Raw genomic sequence first — 17374 nt, forward strand, 5'->3', positions numbered from 1 at the left:
GGGCTTCACGCCATGAGGAGGCGCAGCAGCCCTCAGAACGGCTCGTCCGGGTCCAGGGGCAGGGATTGCTGCTGCGTTACGCGGTCGTCGCGCAGGGCGCGCTGGATCTCGGGCCCGTAGGCGGCCAAGAGCTGGTCGCGCAGCAAGTCCACGGCCTCGAAGACCGCCAGCGCCTGCTCGGGCGTCCAGTGCGCGGGCAGCTCGATGCACCGCTGCTTCTCGGGTCTGGGAATGGGACTCATGCACGGGCCTTTGGGGTCGAGCGTGCGCGCGTAGCGGCGGTGCGGGCAGCCGCACGCTGCGCGGCCCGCTCCTCGGCCTCCTTCTGCCGGTACGACTCACCGTCGATGCGCACCACCTCTGCCCGGTGCATCAGGCGGTCCACCAGCGAGACGACGCAAGCCGCGCTCGGGAAGACCTGGTTCCATTCGGCGAACTTCTTGTTCGTGGTGACCACCGTGCTCTTGCTCAGGTAGCGCCGGCTCACGAGCTCGAACAGCAGGTCGGCGTGGCGGTCGGAGTAGGAGAGGTACCCCAGCTCATCGACGAGCAACACGTCAGGTGCGGCGTAGCGCTGCAACCGCCGGCGCAGTGCCGAGTCGCTGTCCAGGGCAGCGAGCTCGCTGAGCATCTGGCCGGCGGTGGTGAAGAGCACGGTGTGGCCGGCCAGCACGGCCTGGTAGCCCAGGTTGGCCGCGCACATGGACTTGCCCACGCCGTTGGGGCCGACCAGCACGACGTTGGTGGCGTCCTCCAGGAACTGCAGCCCCATGAGCTCCTCGATGGCGGCACGGTCGATCTCCTTGGGCCAGCTCCAGTCGAAGTCGGCCAGCGGCTTGAACTGCCCCAGGTGCGCATCGCGCAGCCGCCGCTCCAGGCTGCGGTCAGCCCGCTCGGCCAGCTCCCACTGCAGCCACTGGTGCACGCGGCGCTGCGCCTCGGGGTCCGCCGTGATCTCGCCCCAGTGCGCGAGCAGCCCGTGCAGCCGCAACGCCTTGGCCTGCTCGCGCAGCTCCGCCAGCGTGAAGGTGGCGTCAATCCTCGGCTTGGTCTTGGGCAGGGTGTTCGGGACGGCGGCCATGGCGGTCATAGATCTCCAGCGGGTGGGGACGCACCGGCGCGTCGCGGCGGGCGACGTGTTCGGGCAGGAGCAGCGGGATGGGCGGCGGCAGCCCGGCGGCCTCCCGGGCGCGCTCTAGGGCCAGGCTCACGGCGTTGGGATGCGGCACGCCGCGGCCAATGGCGTCGAGGATGGCGTCCTGCAGGGGCTGCGCGCCGTAGCGCTGCAGCAGCCGCAGCAACGCGGCGGTGATGGCGCCAAGGTTGTGGCCGCGCGCGGCGGCCATCTGCAGCAGCTGGGCGCTGGCCGGCGCGGCCTGGGCCAGCTGGTCGTAGCCGCGGTTCTGCCGCGCCTGGCGCTTGTGCGCGACCAAGTCCTGCACGTGCGTCGGGTCCTCGATCTGCTGGCCGCGGTCCCAGCAACGCGCGTGGCAGGCCAGCTCGGCGGGCCCGTCGAAGATGCGCACGCGCTGCTCGTCGGCCAGCACCGCCAGCGTGCGCTGCACGTGGGTGTGCGGCACCGAGTAGTCGTTGAGGTCGAAGCGCACATAAGGGCTCTTGCCGACCGCGACGGCCACGCGCTCGCCCAATACCCAGTCGTACGAGGGTAGCGGCAGCAGATGAGCGCGCTCGGCCTCGAACGCGGCACCAACCGTCATGCGGTGGTCCTCGGGCCACGGTCGCGCGCACGCGGCACCCTCGCACCAGCGACGGGCCTGCGCGTTGAGGTCGGCCAGGTCGGTGTAGCTGCGGGCCGCGAAGAAGTTGGTGCGTACGTAACTGATGGCCCTCTCGACCCGACCCTTCTCGTTCCCGCGCGCCACGGCCACGGGGCGTGGCTCGAAGCGGTAGTGCGATGCCAGGCGCAGCAGCGTCGGGTTGAGCCGGATGGCGTCGCCCACGCGCTCCAGCACGGCACTCTTGAGATTGTCGTAGAGGACGATCCGCACGGCTCCCTGGTGGAACTCGAAGGCCTCGACATGGCCGCGCAAGAAGCTGTCCATCCGAGCGTCCATGAAGAACCTCAGGAAGATGCGCCGCGAGTAGCTCAGCACCATCACGAAGGCCATGAGCGGGCGCCGGGCGCGGCCGATGTTCATGTAGCCCATGTGCGCCCAGTCCACCTGGGCCTGTTCGCCCGGCAGCGTGCGCAGCCTCAGGTACGCCTGCGCCACGGGGCGCGGCCGCATCCCCGCCACCTGGTGGCGGAAGTGGTGCGGGCAGCCGGCGTAGCCGCGCTCGCACACCATGGCGTATAGCCGGGCGGCGGTAAGCTTGGGGTAGCGCTGCAGCGTCTCGGCGATGAATGGACGGTAGGGATCGATGCGGCTCGGGCGCGGCGACAGCGCCTGCAGCGTGATGCCCTCGGCGGCCAGTGCGCGGCGCACCGTGGTGTGGTGCACGCCGAGCTGGCGTGCGATGGTGCCCACCGGCCAGTGCTCGGCGTGGTGCAGCCGCACGATGTGCGCGCGCAGTTCAGGGCAGATGGTCACGGCCGTGCCTCCTGTGCAGGAAGCGCTGGCGCACGCGCGGCAGCAGCGGTTGCTGGCAGCGCCGGCACCGCCAGGGCAGCGGCACGTCCAGGCCGCCGGACGCGGTGGCGACAGTGGAGATCACGGCGGTACTGGCACATGCGGCCAGTGGAGCGGCAGCCACCGGCACGGGGCAACCCTGGTGCGTCACGATGTCGATGTCGCAATGCTGTGCCCGGTGTTCGGACTGGCGCGCACGCCAGCGCCGTGAACGCGCGGCATGCGCCAGGCGACCCCTCCAGCTGCGCTGGTAGCGCTGCGCGGCCTCCCGGCGGCGCTCGCGCCGTGCCTGCGCGGCACACTCGCGGCCGCAGTAGTGCTGACCGCGGTCGCAGTGGCTGCACAGCAGCACCTGCACGCGGCAGCGGCCGCACAGGAACAGGCGGGCGGATCGCTCCATGAGCAGCACCTCGGCAACGAGCCGAAGTGCTGGACGCCGCGACCGTGGCGGTGCAACACTGCTGCTGCACTCACCGTCGTGATGACCGTGGTGTGGGACACGGCGCGGGCGCCTCTGCCACGAAGTTGACTCGCTGCCGTGTCCGCCTGATGCCTCCGGCGGGTGCTGCCGTTGTAGCGCCGCCGTGCCGTGCCTGGGCTCCTCGTGTGGCGGGCCAGGCGCTGCCACCCCTCAGTTGATTGACGCGACTTCGCCAGCCTGGCCGCCCTGCAGGGCGGCCAGGCTGGCGAGCTCCCTCACGCCTGCACCCCGGCAAGCCTGCTGCTCACCAAAAGCGCGTCCTCACCGCCGGAAATGCGCGCTTCCAGACCGCCACTCACACGCTACGGGCTCATCGCCGATCTGCTGCACATGCCCGTGGGCACCCGTGGCCTGTATGCGCGATTGCGCGAGAAGGCCGCGGCCGACTACGCCATTCCCGGCAGCACCCGCACCCGCATTGCCGTGGAGACGCTGCGCCACTGGCTCAAGGCCTACCGGCGCGGTGGCTTCGACGCGCTGTTCCCGAAGGACCGTTGCGACCGTGGCCGGTCACGTGCCCTGTCGCAGACCACCGCCGATGCACTGCTGAGCCTCAAGGAAGAGCAGCCCCACCTGTCGATCGCGCAACTGATCGCCGCCTTGGGTCCGGCGCAACCCGAGTCGGCCAGCCCCGCGGCCTCGACCGTGCACAGGCTTCTGCAGCGCGCTGGGCTGATGGAGCGCCCCGCCCAGGACAGTGGCGACCAGGACCGCCGGCGCTTCGCCTTCGCACACCCGGGCCAGCTGTGGATGAGCGACGTCATGCACGGCCCCAGCGTAACGCTGGAGGGCTCGCGCGTGCGGCGCAAGACTTACCTCATCGCCTTCCTCGATGACGCCACGCGCGTGGTGCCGTATTGCGCCTTCGCCCTGTCCGAGAACACGCAGGCGTTCATGCCGGTGTTCAAGCAGGCGTTGCTGCGCCGAGGCGTCCCGCAACGCCTGTACGTGGACAACGGCGCCAATTACCGCTCGCAGCAGCTGGCCCTGGTGTGCGCTCGGCTGGGCGTGGCGCTGATCCATGCCCGGCCCTACCAGCCCCAGGGCAAGGGCAAGCAGGAGCGCTGGTTCCGCACCGTACGCGCCCAGCTGCTGCCCACCTTGACCGAGACCGACACTGCCAGCCTGGAAGCCCTCAACCGACGCCTGCGGGTCTGGGTCGAGGCCGAGTACCACCACAGTCCGCATCGGGGCCTGGACGGCCTCACACCGCTGGAGTGCTGGGCCCAGAGCGAGCAGCCGCCGCGCCTGCCCGATGCGGCGCTCGACCTCGACGAGCTGTTCCTCTTCGAGGCCAAGCGCCGTGTGCAACGCGACCACACCGTCAGCCTCGACGGCCGGCTCTTCGAGCTCGATGCCGCGCTTGTTGGGCAGGCCGTGACGCTGCGCTACGACCCCGCCACCGCCGCAGCGCGCGGCATCGACGTCTGGCACGACGGGCGCTTCGTTGAGCGTGCGCGAGCGCTCGATGCCTACGCCAACTGCTTCGTGCGCCGCCGCCGTTCCACCCAGGCCCTGGAGCCCGACAAGCCGGCCGCGGCGCCTCGCCCCACGGGGCTGGCCCTGCGCCACCTGCGAGGCCCCAACGACAAGGAGCGGTGATGTACCTGAACCACTTCGGCCTGACGCATTACCCGTTCGAGCGCGCGCTCGAGCCCGACGAGCTGTTCGCCTCCAGCGCCGTGTGCGAGGCCCAGGTGCGGCTGACCCACCTGGTGGAGCTGCGCGGCATCGGCTTGATCACCGGCGAGGTCGGCTCAGGCAAGACCACGGCGTGCCGCCGGCTCGCCGCCGCGCTGCACCCGGGGCTGCACCGGCTGTTCTACGTGCCGCTGTCCACGGGCAACGTGATGGACATGTACAAGGCCATCGCCTGGCAGCTCGGGCTGCCGGTGGAGCGCAACCGCGCCGCCGCCTACCGCGCCATCCACACCGAGGTCTGCCGCCTGGCCGTCGAATGCCGCATCCATCCCGTGCTCGTCGTCGACGAGGCGCAGCATCTGCGTAACGACGTGCTTGAGGACCTGCGGCTGCTGACCAACTACGAGATGGATGCTGCGCCGCGGCTGTGCCTGCTGCTGGTGGGCCTGACCGAGCTTCGCCGGCGCCTGGCCATGGCCGTGCACGAGTCGCTGGCCCAGCGCATCGTCGTGCGCTACCACCTCGGCGGACTCGCCCGCGACGAGCTCGGCGCGTACCTCGATCACCGGCTGAAGCTGGCGGGCATCAGCGTGCCGCTGTTCGAGCCCGGCGCCGTCGAGGCGCTGTACCAGGCCACCCACGGCCTGCCGCGCAAGGTCAACCGCATCGCCCACTACGCGCTGTCGGCTGCCGCGCTGGTCAAGGCGCGGCAGATCGACCCCGAGCACGTCCACCGCGCCGTCGAGGAAGTGCAATGAAGCGCAGCACCGTTCTCATGCCCATGCTGCTGCCCAGGATCTCCGACCAGGCCGCGGTGCAACTGCTCGACATCCTGGAGCAACTGCTGGAGTGCGTGCGCCATCACTACGCGCCGCAGATCGAGCGCTGGCAGCGCCGGCAGCGCGACACCGGCTTGCCCTTCGATCCCACGCCGCCCCCGGACGACGGGCTGCCGTTCTGACCCGGTTCGGCTCCTTCACCAAGCGACACGGCCCGGCACCCCCGGGCCGTCTTCGTTCGCCATCCGCATTACGCCACCGTTCCACACTCCGTCACCTGGTGGGCCAATGCGGGTAGACGCCCGTCTTGCCTCACGAAATTGCGTGGGAAAGACGCGGTGGAAAAGCGCGAGAGACAACATCTATGGTCCCTTGCCAGGAGACACCGCTGGAGCTGGCTCAACGGCGCGTGCGTGATGCACAAGCGCTGGTTGAGAAGCAGAAGGAGCACATCGCGGAACTCGCACGCGAGAAGCGCGACACGTCGCAGGCACAGGCCATCCTGTCCACGTTCGAGACCACACTGCGCTTCATGCGCCAGGACTTGGCCGACTGTTTGAAGACCGTGGGTCGACTGCCGCAGTAAGCCGGCAGTAGACGTTGCCTCAGGCCGGTTCGCGCAGCGCCGACAGCTTCGTATTGACCACGCGAAGTTCGGCCAGATGGGCAGCTGCCTGGGCTGTCAGCCGCGCGCGCTCGTCCTGGCAATCAGGGACTGCGTCAAGGGCGTTGAGCGCCTTCTCGTTAGCCAGAAGCACGCCTTCAAGCCGGGTGCACTCGGCCAGTAGTTGGCTGTAGTCAACGGTGTCCACGCATGGGAGTTTGGCGGCACGGGTTGAACCCGTGGCCCGGGGACACCCGCAACGCAACACCGGGGCGATCCACGCTGGACTGCTGGAACCTGCCCAGCCCTGCTAGCCAAGCAAGGCGGCGATAAGTCCAAGCGAGCTTGGTGAGCGGCCCAGGGCACGCGCCGTCAGAACGGCTCGTCTGGCTCCAGAGGCAGGCAATGCTGCTGCGTCACGCAGTCATCACGCAGGGCACGCTGGATCTCGTGGCCATAGGCAGCCCAGAGGTGGTCGCGCAGCAGGTCCACCGCTTCGAAGACCGCCAGCGCCTGTGCGGGCGTCCAGCGCGCTGGACGATTTCTGCTACGAAACCCCTACGGTGATTCTGCCGGGCTTCCGAGCGGCGCAGGGCATTCCGGATGCGGTGCTGACCACCACTGAGGGCATCGCCGACCAGCTGGGCTACCGCACAGCTGGTGCTCATCAGCTACGCACCCGTGCTGTCATTTGTTTGCGCCCGTCAAATACAGATCCACGGCAAAGCCGCTTTGTACGTTGAGCAACTCCAGCGTCCCGCCGTGAGTGCGCACCACGGCATCGGCCAGCACCAGTCCGAGGCCCGGCAGGCTGCCCCCTGCCTGAAACCGTCCCGGGTGGCCTGTTCTACGATCCCACGCGGGGTCCACCGGTGGGCGATGTCGAGGGCCGGCGCAACGTCACGATGTTCAACTCCGGCGTGCGCGGCCTCGTCGTCCCGCAGAGCCTATTCACGGGCGGGTCGTCGCTGACCATCAGCCTGTTCCCCCGCACCCCGATCTTCGACCTCTACATCGATCGCATGGAACTGTCGTACCCGCCGATTCCAGAGCCGGCGACGCCCTCGCTGATGATCGCTGGCTTGGCCGTGGTAGGCGGGCTTGCGTGGCGGGCACACCGACGCCCGTGACTTGGTGCGTCCATCTGTCCCGCAAGAGGGATGTGCTGCCTGCGCCGCCCGCGAAGGACAAGGGCTACCGACAGATGTCCAATGGCAGCGGCAACGGTAAACGATCCGGTAGAGAACTTCCCTCAGTGCTCTTGCAATCACTGGTGGTGCGTCGCACTATCAGCAGGGCCTGAGGGGCAAGGGGAAGAGCGCCGCGCGAATGCCCTCGCGCAAGACGCCGTTGGAGGCAGCTCACCGCCGTCACTGGAAAGACTTCATTTCGGTGGCGGCGGTGTGCCGTGAAAAGGCTGCGCCTCAACCTTGGTCTGCTGGAACGCGCATTGCGGTCATGGGCTTTGCGGCGCAGGTGCCCTACGTCAGCCGCCAGTCGGTTCTCAGGGCCGTGAAGTCAGCAGGCGCGCCAGTTCCTCCGGATCGACTGGCTTGGTGATGAACGAGTGGAACCCTGCAGCCGCGGCCGTCTGGCGATCCGCCTCCTGGCCACGCCCGGTGACGGCAATGAGTTGCACACGCCCAAGCTCAGGCAACTCCCGGATGCGACGTGCCAGCTCGTAGCCGTCCATCCCAGGAAGTCCGATGTCGAGCAAGACGAAATCGGGCCGCAAAGCCGCTGCCATGCCAAGCGCCATGGGTCCGTCTTGTGCCACTTGCACGTCGTGGCCCGACATGCGCAGCAGCATGGCCATGCTTTCGGCGGCATCGTGATGGTCGTCAACGACCAGCACGCGCTGCGGGCTTGGCACGATGGTTTGCGTGGCGATTGAAGCCGGTGTGGCTGTTTGCTTTTGAACTGGCAAGGTGATCGTGATGGTGGACCCCTTGCCAATGCCGGGGCTCGCCGCGCTGACGCTGCCTCCATGAAGCTCGACGATGCTCTTGACCAGAGCCAGGCCGACACCCAGGCCGCCTTCGGCCCGGTCAAGCGCGCGCACACCCTGCACGAAAGGCTTGAAGGCCCGCTGCAGCAGGGATTCGCTCATGCCGATGCCGTTGTCGCACACCTGCAGCGTGACGATATCTCCATCGTTGCTGACGCTGACGTCGATGCGCCCTGGCGGCGGCGTGTACTTGGCGGCATTGGTGAGCAGGTTGGCCACGACCTGCGTCAGCCGCGTGGTGTCGCCCATGATCTGGATCGGCGCTGGCGCCAGCCGTACGGTCAGTGCGTGTCCACGCTGCTTGACCATCGCGCTGGCCGTGTCGACGGCCATGCGCACCAGCGTGTTGAGCTCCAGCGCGACGGGTTCCAGGCGGATCTTGCCGCTGGTGATGCGGCTGACGTCGAGCAAGTCATCCACGAGGCGGCTCATGTGAGCGATCTGCCGCCCCAGCAGGTCCAGGCACCACCGGGCTTGCGGCTCGCTGGTGAACCGGTCCAGGATCGCCACCGCGTTGCGGATCGGCGCCAGGGGGTTGCGCAGCTCGTGCGAGAGCACGGCAATGAACTCGCTCAGCCGCCGTCCCTCCATCTCCAGCGTCTCGGCGCGGCGGCGCTCGGTCAGATCCCGGACGATGCGGATGAAGCCGCGCGGCGTGTCGCCATCGCCGTCCAGCCGTGTCGTCGTGACCTCGGCCCAGAACGTGGTGCCGTCCGCGCGCTGGCGCCAGCCCTCGACCAGCAGATGCCCGGCGCTCCGGGCGGAGGCCAGCTCGGCCTGGGGCTTGCCCGCCAGGCGGTCCTCCTGCGGGTAGAACATCGAGGCGTCGCGCTCCAGGACCTCGGAGCTGTCGTAGCCCAGCAGACGCTGACCTCCCGCGTTCCACACCTTGATCCGCCCCTGGGCATCGAGCAGGAACATGGCGTGATCCCGGACCCCCTCGACCAGCAGGCGCAGGCTCTCCTCGCGCTCGCGCAGCTGCTGCTCGTGGCGGCGCCGCTCGGTCAGGTCCCGGGTGACCTTCGAGAAGCCCAGCAGCTGGCCCTGCTCGTCCTTGATGGCGGTGATAACGACGTTGGCCCAGAAGCGAGTGCCGTCCTTGCGTACCCGCCAGCCTTCGTCCTCGAACCGGCCTCTTTCCGTGGCGCGCGCCAGCTCTTCCTGCGGCCAGCCGCGCGCCACCTCCGGCGGCTCATAGAACACCGAGAAATGCTTGCCGATGGCCTCCTGGGCCGTGTACCCCTTGATGCGCTGCGCGCCGCGATTCCAGCTCGTGATGACGCCGTGGCAGTCCAGCGAGAAGATGGCGTAGTCCTGCACCGTCTCCACCAGCAGCCGCAGGTTGCGCTCGCTCTCCACCAGGCGCTGCTCGCCCTCGCGCCTTTGCGTCATGTCGCGCGTGACCTTGGAGAAGCCCAGCACCTCGCCGTTGACGCCCAGCAGCGGCGAGATCAGCACGCTGGCCCAGAAACGGCTGCCGTCCTTGCGCAGTCGCCAGCCCTCGTCGCGCCACTGGCCTTGCTGCGCGGCCGTGCAAAGCGCCTGCGCGGGCAAGTCGCGCTCAAGCGCCTCCTGCGGGTAGAAGACGGAAAAATGCTGGCCGATGATCTCGTCGGCGCGGTAGCCCTTGATGCGCTCGGCGCCCACGTTCCAGGAAGCGATCTGCCCTTCGGGCGTCAGCAGGAAGATGGCGTAGTCGTGGACGCTGTCCATGAAGCGCCGGAACAGCTCGTCATGTCCGTTGCTGAACAGCGCGAGCATGGTGGGTGCCAGCATTGCGGGCTGTGCCACGCCGGACCCATGTACCGAGATCGTCTCTTTAGGCTTGGTCATTGCATCGATGGTATGGCCGCGAGGCGCCAGGCCAATGCAGACGCGGCCGGCTCGGCCCACATCAGCCGCTCGCGGCCGTGTCCGGCCAGCTCTGGCGCCGCGGCCTCTGGTTTCTAGGCCCCTGCCTCGTGCGGTTTCCCGGCGGCAGCCAGGTCACTGCTTGAGATCGGCATACCACCCATCGGACAGCGATCGGCACCGGAATTGCGCAGCGGACATCGCGGCGCCTTTGTGTGGTCTGCGTGGCGGACACGGCACCTGTGCCGCGTGCCCGGTTCGCAGCCGGGACCCATCAGCAAGTGGCCTGCGACAATAGAGCGCCCCACCGCCCTAGCAGCCAGCCTGCAGCGGATCAATGCGCCTGGCAGCACCGTCTTCAGCAGGCCCGCACTGCGTCAGGTATTGGGGCATGAACGCCCAGCGCAAGCCGTCCAGTTCCACCGCCACCAAGCCCAACTCGTTGCACACCGAGTGCGCCTGCACCACGCCTTCGCGGCCGGCCACGGCCTCGGCTTCACCGGCATCGAGCCGGCAGACGTCCTGCTGCAGCAACTGCGCCACCGAGGTGGTCACGCGTACGCAGGTGCCGGGCAGGAAAGCGAGGGGCGGTGCGGCGGGAGAGGCGCCGTGGGTACGCGGCTCCAGGATGTAGTTCGGCACGAACGACAGCCGCCCAGCCGGCCCGGTGGCAACGTGTCCCAGCGCCGTGCTGCGGCAGGACGCCAGTGCCAGACGCTCACGCAGGTGCGGCTTGGGCACCACCTCGTGGCGGGCAGCGATGCGGTTGCCGATGCAGGGTCCCAGGGTGTTCGGCATGCTGCTACTCCAAAGATCGCCAGTGACAAGGGTCGCCGGCCTCGGGCCTGAGGCCCTCACGGTGTCGCTGATGCACAGCGCAACTGCCGCCAGTTACACGGCGTCCCAGCAATTGCAGCGGGCAGTGCCCCTTTCCAGGAAGCACCTGCCCCGCGCGCAGCCATAGGTAAGCCTCCATGACACCGCAATGTGCCGGACCCTTGAATGCCGCAGTACCGGGGCCAGCCGGCAGTTCCCCGGGGAAAGATGCGATGGGCCGGTGCACTTGCCGGGAGCCGGGCAACCACCAAGCCACTGCGGGCCGGCAGCGGCGCTTTCACCATGCACCGCGTCTGGCAACGCCCGGGCGGTCTGATCTGCTCAGGACGCAGTCTCGCGGTTCGCTGCCGCTGTGATCAGATGCTCGATGTGCTCGGCGCTGGCCGGCTTGGTAACGTGGACGTCGAAGCCCGCCTCCAGGGCGCGCTGCTGGTCCTCCCAGCTGCCCCAGCCGGTGAGCGCCACCAGGTATGCCTTGGACAGCGACGGCTCCTGGCGCAGGCGGCGCGCGACGTCGTAGCCGCTCAGGCCCGGCATGCCGATGTCCAGCACGACGACTTCCGGAAGAAAGGAGGCTGCCGCCTGCAGGGCACCCTCGCCGTCACTGGCGGTGCGCACCTCGTGCCCGGCCATGGCCAGTGCGGTGGCCAGCGTCTGCGCTGCATCGACGTTGTCGTCGGTGATCAGGACACGCCGTGGCGGCGCCGACGGCGTTCTGCCGTCTTTTGCTTCCGGGTCGGGGCCGGCATCCGGCGACTGCAGCTGCGCCAGCGGCAGCTCCACAAAGAAACTCGAACCCTGGTCCTGGCCCGCGCTCTCGGCCCAGACGCGGCCACCGTGCATTTCCACCAGGCGCCGCGTGAGCGCCAGCCCGATGCCGAGCCCGCTCTGGATGCGGCCGCCTTGCTGGTCGAGCGAGGCGAACATGTCAAAGACGGCCTCCAGGTGCTGCGGCGCAATGCCGATGCCCTTGTCCTTGACCTTGATGAGGGCGCTGCCGGCTGCGCACTGCAGCGACAGTTCCACCTCGGACCCGGTAGGCGAGTACTTTGACGCGTTGACGAGCAGGTTGCTCACGACCTGGGCAACGCGCACGTCGTCGGCTTCGACCCACAGGGGCTGTGGCGCGCAGCTCACGCTCAGCGTCTGCCCGCGCGCCTCGAAGACGCCGGCATTGGCCTCGGCGGCCGAGTCGACGACGGTGCGCAGATCCAGGCGCCTGCGGCGCAGCTCCAGCCGCTGGCGCGCGATGCGCGAGACGTCCATGAGGTCGTCGATGAGCCGCACCAGATGTTCGACCTGGCGCTCCATGATCTGCAGCACCTTTCCCGCGGTCTCGGAACCCGGCGCCGTGCGCACGATGTGCAGCCCGGTGCGCAGCGGCGTCAGCGGGTTGCGCAACTCGTGGGCCAGCGTAGCGAGGAACTGGTTCTTGCGCTGGTCCACGCCCTGCAGCGCCCGGCTCAGGTCCGCGTTGGTGAGCTCTGCGAGCTTGCGCTCGGTGATGTCGATGACGTTGCCGACATGGCCCAGGAAGACGCCGTCCGTGCCGATGCGCGGCACGCCCATGTCGATGCACCAGCGCCAGCTGCCGTCTGCACGGCGCAGCCGGTAGTCCAGCTCGAAGGCCCCACGCTGCGCCAAGGCGTCGCGGAACCGGGCATCCGCGGCCGGCCGGTCCTGGGGGTGTACGGCATCGAGCCAGCCAAAGCCCAGCGCATGCTGCGGCGACTGGCCGGTGAACTCGTGCCAGCGCCGCGACAAGAAGGTGCAGCGGCCGCCGGGATCGGTCACCCACACGATGGTTGGCGCCGTGTCGGCCAGCCGCTCGAACCACAACTGGCTCTGACGCAGGACCTCCTGCGCCTGCTTGACGTCGGCGATGTCGAAGGACGAGCCGATGTAGCCCACGAACCGCCCGTCGGCCTCGTAGTACGGCTCGCCGATGCTCTTGAGCCAGCGGTACTCGCCATCGAAGCGGCGAAAGCGGAACTGTGCCTCGAAGCGCTGACGCTGCTTGAAGGCGTCCAAGTAGGCGCTGACGTAGCCGTCGGCATCCTCGGGGTGCAGCGCCTCGGTCCAGCCCATGCCCAGCAGCTGCTGCTGCGGCCGGCCCAGGAAGCACGTGTACTGGGTGTTCATGAACACGGCGCCCTGCGCGTCCGCCTGCCACACGAGCACCGGCGCGTTGTCGGCCATGGCGCGAAATCGCTCCTCGGCCTCGCTGTGCGGCGCGCTCGGACGCTCCTGGCCGGCATGCAGCCGCTCGAACGCGACCAGCAGCACCCGGCCCGCTGCCAGCGCCTGAAGCTCGCCGAGCTGCTGCTGCGACAGCCCCGTGGCTGCCGAGAGTTCCTGCGGTGTCATGGAGAGCGCCTGGAATCAGTTGTCATGGGTACGCGAGCCAGCCGCCTTGGCCGCCACTGCATGGACCCGCGCCAGGAGGTCTTCAGCCGGGCACGGCTTGGGCAGCACCAGCAAACCCAGGTCCCTGGCCTTCTGCAGCTCCGCGCTGAACCCGGTCATCAGGATCACGCCCGTCGGGCTGCCGCGCTGGGCGATTCTGCGCGCCAGAGCGATGCCGTCCATGGACCCGGGCATGCGGATGTCGCTGAGAACGACGTCAAAAGGCCCCCTGCCCTCCAGTGCCGTCATGGCATCGTCGGCCGTTCTTGCCTGCTCCACCTGGCAGCCTGCAGCTACCAGGACGTCAGCCGCCGCCTGGGCCAGGTCCTCGTTGTCCTCCACGAGCAGCACGCGAGCGTCGATGGCCGTGATGCCGGTCGCGGTGCTGGGTGGTCCGGCAGCCGATAGCGGCTTGCGGGACAAGGGGAAGTACAACCGGACCGTGGTCCCGCGGCCCAGCTCGCTCTCGATCGTGGCGGTCCCTCCCGACTGCGCACACAGGCCGTAGACCTGGCTCAGGCCCAGGCCCGTGCCATGGCCCACCGGCTTGGTGGTGAAGAACGGCTCGAACACCTTGTCGACCACGTCAGGCGCAATGCCGCCCCCAGTATCACGGACCTCCAGGACCGCGTGGCCGGCACCCGAGGCGCCCACCTCGTTGGCATTCGCGCGGCGCGCCGTGAGGTGCAGCTCGCCGCCATCGGGCATCGCATCCCGGGCGTTGACCGCCAGGTTGACCAGCGCGAGCTCCAATTCGTTCGGATCAACCTCGATGTGCAGTGGTGCCAACTCGATCTCGCTCTTGAGCTCGATCCTGCTGTGCAGGGCCGAGCGCATCAGCTCCGAGAGCGGACCGAGCTGCTCGCACAGATCGATGATTTCCGGGCGCATCGGCTGACGGCGCGAGAAGGTCAGCAACTGGCGGGTGAGTTTGGTGCCGGCCGACACCGAGCGCTCGATCCTCGACAGGCAGGGCTCCAGCGCAGGCGGCAGTCCCTTGTGGCGCAGGATGTGCGCGTTGGTGCCGATGACCATCAGCAGGTTGTTGAAGTCGTGGGCCACGCCACCGGTGAGGTGCGCGACGGCCTCCAGGCGCTGGCCCTGGACCATGGCCTTGTGCGCCTGCTGCGCCTGCTCCAGCGCCTCGCTGATGCGGCTCTGTGTCAAGGCATGGGCGTTGCGGATGGACGCCGCGGCGTCGGACATGGCCGCACCGGTCTCGTCGATCTCGATCACGCCCGTGGGACTGAAGGCCACGGCACTGCCTTGTCCCAGTGCCTGAGCGGCCTGCTTGAGTGCCACGACAGGCCGCATAAGCGCCCGCCCCACCCACAGGGCACTGATCACGGCACCCACCGCCAGCAACGCGGCCACCGAGGCAAACCATGCCAGTGCCTGCGCTGACCATGACGCGACTTCGTCACGGGGAACACCGATTGCGAAGCCCCAGCCATGGTTGCTGTCCTTGCTGAAGGCCGTCGTGACGGCTCGCCCATCGACGGTCACCGTCTCGAAGCTGCCTTCCTGTCGGGCCGCGAGCTGCCGGAGCATGTCGGCCGTCGCCTGCTTGCCCACCAGCTGCTCCGGGTTGATGGTCCGCGCCACGATGAAGCCATGGCGGTCAAAGACGGAGCCGATCCAGCTGGCCGGCAACCGCTGCTCCTTGAGCAACTCCTGCAGGTAGCTGGCATAGCCACCCACGGACAAGTAGTAGCGCAGCTGCCCCTTGATGACGACGGGCACCTCCACCGCGAAGCTGTACTGCCCGCCAAAAGGCGCGAAGTACAGGTCCGACACCAGCGTGGCCAGCGGGTCTGCTTGCCGGCGCAACTCGGAGAAGACCGTGCGCGGCAAGCGTGCCTCGCCGAAGGTCCGCCGGGTATTGAGCAGTTGCTGGCCCGAGAGGTCGCTGAGCACCACCACCATGTCGGGCTGCGGGGCGATCTCCCGCGCGTAGAGGTGGAAGGCCTCGAGATCGTCCTGCGCCAGCGTGGGCGACTTGGCCAGCGTCTTGACCATCGCCTCGCGCCGTGCGAGCTCGCGGTCCACCACCATGGACATGGCCCGGGCTGTTTCCAACACCCGTTCTTCGAACGACTGCCTCTCCTGGCGATAGAAGTACGCGATGCTCGCCACCGCTGCCAGCAGCGTAGGCAGCAGCACCGACAGCGCCAGGAGAACCAGCCAGGAACGCACACTGAACCTGCGTGGCATCCACTTGCTCCGTAGCGACAACAATCGAAGACCTACGGAACCAGCTTCCTCAAAGGTCGGCCACGAGTTTAGCGAGCACAAACTTGCTGGGTTCCCGGCCTTGGTGAGGGCGCTGATGGCTACCGGCGTCGCAGGGCCTGTCCTCAAGGAGCGTGCCAACGACCGGCATGCCCTGAAGTCATGGAGCAGTAGGCGCAGTGGCCTCGAATGGACATGCACAGCGTCATAACGCCTGCCAGCTCAGGCAAGGTGCCCTAGTGCCAGGACTCGTTGCGCCAGACCAGGTTGGTGTCAGGCTCTGTGACCGGACCATCCCGGTAGCTGAGGCCGTCGGTCTTGAGAGCGCCTTGGTACCAGCCATCCAGCCAAGCGTCGGCCTCGACCGAGCCATGCGGGTATGGGCAGACCCCGGCAACTTCAGACAGCGACTGCCCATGAGCGAAGCCCTTGCTCCAGATCTCTCGTTCGTCCTCGCGCGTGCCCTTCATGGCGTGAAACCTCTGTGGTTGCCCCACCCGCCCATGCAGCACTTCAGCAAATCCGGGACCACCGCGCCTTGATCCTGCTGCGACCGGTTCTCGTGGTTGGTCGGGCCGCTCCTTCCAGCGGCGGTGGTCAGGCGCGGCGTGTCTGTCGCCCCCGCCCGCCAAGCTGGCTCGCGACCTGCGCCCGGCGAGCTTGCTCAGCCACGCAGTGCGGTCTGACGCAGCATTCGCCAGCGGATCAAGCCGGTATTGGTGCTGCCATCCGAAAGCGGCAGCTACCGGCGCCGTCTGGCTTGCTGTCCTTCTTTGCCTCGTACATCTGCGCATCCGCGGCCTGCAGCAGCGTGTCCATGTCGTTGCCGTCCTCGTGCAGCAGCGCAAGTCCGATGGATGCGCCGACACGCACGACTCCGGTATCCAGGCTGATGGGCCGCATCAGCTGCTGGCGCGTGCGCCAGGCGATGGTCTCGGCTTCCTCACGCGAGCGGACCACGGGCAGCACCACGATGAACTCGTCACCGCCCACCCGCGCCACCGTGTCGCTGTCGCGGCATGCGTGCAGCAGCCGGCGGGCCACTTCCTGCAGCACCTGGTCACCCGCGGCGTGCCCGTGGCGGTCGTTGACGGGCTTGAAATCGTCGAGGTCGAACGCCAAAACGGCGACGTGCTGGTCCGGGACACGGGGCTGTTGCGCCACCACGGCCAGCTGCTGCCGCAGGCCGCGGCGGTTGAGCAACCCGGTGAGCGGGTCCCGCAGCGCCTTGCTTTGCAGCGCATGCACCTGTTCCTGGCCCAGCCGCAGCAGGCGACTGGAGTATCGAATGGCCCAGAGCATGATCGCCGCGAAGGCGAGGCCACAGCCGGTCAGCAGCTTCTTGAAAAACGCGAATCGCTGGTGCTGGGTGTGCGAGCGGGACTGCAACAAGTCGCGCTCGACTTGCTCGGCCTCATCGAGCAGTCGGCGCAACTCCTGGGTCGAATCCCTGGCCACCCGGGCATTGACAAGCGGCCCCAGCGCTGCCGCGCCGTCACGCTCGGCGATGGTGGCCAAGCTCAGGTACTGGCCCATCACCTCGGTCAGCTCGGATTGCAGCCGTTGAATCCGGCGGCTTTGCGCCGGGTTGTCAACCGTGAGATTGACCAAGCGTTCGGCCGCCTGCGTTGCTACAGCCGCGGACACGCGCACTCTCTGCAGCGAATCCTTGTTTGCATCCACCGCAAAGTTTCGCAGCCAGATCCCACTGCGCATCGATTCCAGGCGTACTTGCTCGATCTGGTCAATGGCATCGTGCGTGTGCTCGACCCAACGGCTCGCCGCTTCGAACTGGACCATGGCCGTGTAGAGCATTGCGCCCATGCCGATTACGAGCAGCAAGGCGAGAAACTGGGTGAGGCGCAATACGCGTGCGATGCGTCGAAGCATGGAAATGAACGGCAATGACGGCGGCAGCCGTCCCGTCCGTTGTGGTCACGGCGC

Annotated in this window: 16 protein-coding genes; 5 read left to right on the plus strand and 11 right to left on the minus strand. The window is 68.3% G+C overall.

Features of this window, described 5'->3' with window-relative positions; genetic code table 11:
• Positions 1-32: 32 nt before the first annotated feature.
• From H537_RS0105370 to H537_RS0105385, 4 genes are read right to left on the minus strand one after another with little or no spacing between them, the layout of a single operon-like run.
• Positions 33-242 (minus strand): hypothetical protein, encoded by a 210-nt coding sequence (locus H537_RS0105370; protein WP_043458239.1) that lies wholly within the window; start codon positions 240-242, stop codon positions 33-35.
• Complete coding sequence (istB, locus tag H537_RS0105375; RefSeq protein ID WP_084150473.1) at positions 239-1081, minus strand: IS21-like element helper ATPase IstB; 843 nt, start codon at positions 1079-1081, stop codon at positions 239-241. The genes H537_RS0105370 and istB overlap by 4 nt, the downstream gene beginning before the upstream one ends.
• Positions 1035-2552, minus strand: a complete 1518-nt coding sequence (gene istA / locus H537_RS0105380; protein WP_028997073.1) for an IS21 family transposase — start codon at positions 2550-2552, stop codon at positions 1035-1037. The genes istB and istA overlap by 47 nt, the downstream gene beginning before the upstream one ends.
• Positions 2536-2991 carry a hypothetical protein gene (locus H537_RS0105385; RefSeq protein WP_028997074.1) on the minus strand — a complete coding sequence of 152 codons (456 nt, stop codon included), beginning with the start codon at positions 2989-2991 and terminating at the stop codon, positions 2536-2538. Before H537_RS0105385 ends, istA begins: the two co-directional genes overlap by 17 nt.
• 354 nt (positions 2992-3345) lie before the next feature.
• Here H537_RS0105385 and H537_RS41370 point away from each other — a divergent pair, with 354 nt between their 5' ends.
• From H537_RS41370 to H537_RS0105405, 4 genes are all read left to right on the plus strand, one after another.
• Positions 3346-4674, plus strand: a complete 1329-nt coding sequence (locus tag H537_RS41370; RefSeq protein ID WP_043458241.1) for an IS481 family transposase — start codon at positions 3346-3348, stop codon at positions 4672-4674.
• Positions 4674-5471: an ExeA family protein gene (locus H537_RS0105395; protein ID WP_028997075.1), complete on the plus strand. Its 798-nt coding sequence runs from the start codon at positions 4674-4676 to the stop codon at positions 5469-5471. The genes H537_RS41370 and H537_RS0105395 overlap by 1 nt, the downstream gene beginning before the upstream one ends.
• The gene (locus H537_RS0105400; protein ID WP_028997076.1) at positions 5468-5674 is read left to right on the plus strand and encodes a hypothetical protein; all 207 of its coding nucleotides are present in this window, start codon (positions 5468-5470) and stop codon (positions 5672-5674) included. Before H537_RS0105395 ends, H537_RS0105400 begins: the two co-directional genes overlap by 4 nt.
• 227 nt (positions 5675-5901) lie before the next feature.
• Positions 5902-6078, plus strand: coding sequence for a hypothetical protein (locus tag H537_RS0105405; RefSeq protein WP_156901429.1), 177 nt, complete (start codon positions 5902-5904; stop codon positions 6076-6078).
• 19 nt (positions 6079-6097) lie between these two features.
• Here H537_RS0105405 and H537_RS52385 read toward each other — a convergent pair whose 3' ends face one another.
• Positions 6098-6304 carry a hypothetical protein gene (locus H537_RS52385; RefSeq protein ID WP_028997078.1) on the minus strand — a complete coding sequence of 69 codons (207 nt, stop codon included), beginning with the start codon at positions 6302-6304 and terminating at the stop codon, positions 6098-6100.
• A gap of 664 nt (positions 6305-6968) precedes the next feature.
• Between H537_RS52385 and H537_RS0105420 the strand changes: the two genes are divergently transcribed.
• A complete protein-coding gene (locus H537_RS0105420) occupies positions 6969-7226 on the plus strand; it encodes a PEP-CTERM sorting domain-containing protein (protein WP_028997079.1) in 258 nt (85 codons plus the stop codon).
• Positions 7227-7600: 374 nt separating this feature from the next.
• Here the strand turns inward: H537_RS0105420 and H537_RS41375 are convergent, their stop codons facing one another.
• The 6 genes from H537_RS41375 to H537_RS48895 form a co-directional block, all read right to left on the minus strand.
• Positions 7601-9880 carry a PAS domain S-box protein gene (locus H537_RS41375; RefSeq protein WP_441293972.1) on the minus strand — a complete coding sequence of 760 codons (2280 nt, stop codon included), beginning with the start codon at positions 9878-9880 and terminating at the stop codon, positions 7601-7603.
• Positions 9881-10267: 387 nt separating this feature from the next.
• Positions 10268-10753 (minus strand): hypothetical protein, encoded by a 486-nt coding sequence (locus H537_RS0105430; protein WP_028997080.1) that lies wholly within the window; start codon positions 10751-10753, stop codon positions 10268-10270.
• Positions 10754-11113: 360 nt separating this feature from the next.
• The gene (locus H537_RS41380) at positions 11114-13159 is read right to left on the minus strand and encodes a hybrid sensor histidine kinase/response regulator (protein WP_051241969.1); all 2046 of its coding nucleotides are present in this window, start codon (positions 13157-13159) and stop codon (positions 11114-11116) included.
• A gap of 15 nt (positions 13160-13174) precedes the next feature.
• On the minus strand, positions 13175-15412 hold the full coding sequence (locus tag H537_RS48890) for an ATP-binding protein (protein WP_084150454.1): 2238 nt from the start codon (positions 15410-15412) through the stop codon (positions 13175-13177).
• Between the two features lie 254 nt (positions 15413-15666).
• Positions 15667-15900, minus strand: coding sequence for a hypothetical protein (locus tag H537_RS0105445; RefSeq protein ID WP_028997081.1), 234 nt, complete (start codon positions 15898-15900; stop codon positions 15667-15669).
• A 235-nt stretch (positions 15901-16135) separates the two neighbouring features.
• Complete coding sequence (locus H537_RS48895) at positions 16136-17320, minus strand: diguanylate cyclase domain-containing protein (protein WP_084150455.1); 1185 nt, start codon at positions 17318-17320, stop codon at positions 16136-16138.
• Positions 17321-17374 lie beyond the last annotated feature (54 nt).

Source organism: Azohydromonas australica DSM 1124, from assembly GCF_000430725.1.
Lineage (GTDB): Bacteria > Pseudomonadota > Gammaproteobacteria > Burkholderiales > Burkholderiaceae_C > Azohydromonas > Azohydromonas australica.